A 1,934-nucleotide genomic window follows, 5' to 3' on the forward strand; every position below is an offset into this window, starting at 1 on the left:
CTTCGGCGACGACGTCCAGCTCGAGGCTCTGGGCCAGCCGCAGAATGCCCTCCGTGAGGGCCCGCTGCGTGCCGTTGTCGCCCAGGCCGTCGATGAAGGACTTGTCGATCTTCACCACGTCGACGGGTACCTGGCGCAGGTAACTGAGGGACGAGTAGCCGGTTCCGAAATCGTCGATCGCTACCCGGATGCCGTGCTCGCGCAGGGTGGCAAGGTGAACCCAGGCCTGTTCGTCGTCGCGCAGCAGCATGCTCTCGGTGATTTCGATGAGCAGGCTGGTCGCCGGTAGCTCGGCGGCGGCCAGCCGGCTGGTCACATCGTCAACGAACCCGACGGTGCGGAACTGACGGGCCGAGACGTTGACGCTCACGTACGGCGCCGTCTCCCGGCCTGACAGCCGCCACCTCGCTGCGGCCTGCAGGGCTTCCTCGAGCACCAGCAGTCCGAGCGGGACGATCAGGCCGGTCTCCTCGGCCAGCGGGATGAACTGGTCCGGCGGAACGATCCCGCGCTCAGGATGCTGCCAGCGGACCAGGGCCTCCATGCCGACGGTGACGCCGCTGCCGAGGTCGACGATCGGCTGGAAGTACACGGCGAACGCCTTGTCGACGATGGCCTGTTCGAAGTCGGCCCGTAGTTGTTGCTGCTCGAGCATCGGAGTGTGCAGCGCAGGCTGGTACCGCCGCCATTGGGCCTTGCCGGCGCGTTTCGCGATGTGCAGAGCCAGATCGGCTTGCCGCAGCAACTCGGCCGCCGAGCTCGCGTGCACGGTCGATGCCACGCCGATTCCCGCCGAGATGGTGAGGGTCCGGTCGGTGAGATCGAACGGCTCGGCGAAGGCGCCGACGATGCGGGTGACCATGGCGGTCAGCTCGGCGGGTGAGCTCAGATCCTCGGCGAGCACGGCGAACTCGTCGCCGCCGAGGCGGGCCACGGTGTCCGTCGTGCGCAGGACCGGTTGCAGCCGTTGCGCGGCCATGGCCAGGAGCCGGTCACCTGTCTGGTGGCCGGCCGTGTCGTTGACCGTCTTGAAGTCGTCCAGGTTGATGACGAGCACGCCGAGCAGCGCGCCGGTCCGGCCGGCGCGGGTCACCGCCTGCTGGAGCCGGTCGGCGAACAGCACGCGATTGGCCAGGCCGGTGAGGCTGTCGTGGAACGCCTGATGGGTGAGCTCCTGTTCCAGCTGCCGCCGGTCGGTGACGTCGGTGAAGGTCACCACCAATCCGCGTACGGTCGAATCGTCACGCAGATCGCGCACCGAGGCCGAGACCCGTAGCGGCTTGCCATCGGTCGTGTGCAGTTGCCAGTCCGCGCCATCGGTGTGGCTCTCACCGGCTTGGAGCATGTCGATGACTTCCGCCGCCCGTGCCGCGGTTTCACGGTCGAGCAGGCTGAGCAGGCTCACTCCGGTCAGATCGTCGGAGCCGAGCGTCTGCGTCACGGACGGGCTGGCATAGCGGATGGTGCGCTCGTCATCGACGATCAGGATGATGTCGGCGGAGTTCTGTACGAGGGTGCGGAAGTATTCCTCGCTGGCCCGGTGGTTGATCTCGAGCACGAGCCGGATGCGTTCCCGCGCCAAGGCGGCCTGACCGGCGAGCACCTCGACGAAGCCCTGCACATTCACCAGAGCTGCCTCGGGAGCGGCCACCACCAGCGCGCCGCTGTTCGGGTCGTCGGGCCAGCTGTCGCCTGTGCCCACCGTCAAGGGACACACCAGCGCGAGGGGGAATCCGTCGAGCCGATCGCGGATGTCGGCCGACAGATCGCGGACGGGACGGAGCAGGATGCCGTCGCCGCGATTCAGGCCGTCGTGGAGGACGACCAGGAAGCGGTGCGGCGTGCCGGCCGGCAGCAGTTGAGTGATCGCGGTGCGCAGAATGGCTTCGATCTCGTCGAGTGCGGTGGCGGACACCAGCGCCGCCCCGGCGCTG

General features: G+C 68.3%; 1 protein-coding gene. It reads right to left on the bottom strand.

Annotated features, from left to right (window positions below; all coding sequences use genetic code 11):
* On the bottom strand, window positions 1–1,915 hold a 1,915-nt coding region (locus AB0M20_RS40755; RefSeq protein WP_364306578.1), incomplete at its 3' end, for an EAL domain-containing protein.
* Window positions 1,916–1,934 lie beyond the last annotated feature (19 nt).

Source organism: Actinoplanes sp. NPDC051633, from assembly GCF_040681735.1.
In the GTDB taxonomy this organism is placed as follows: domain Bacteria; phylum Actinomycetota; class Actinomycetes; order Mycobacteriales; family Micromonosporaceae; genus Actinoplanes.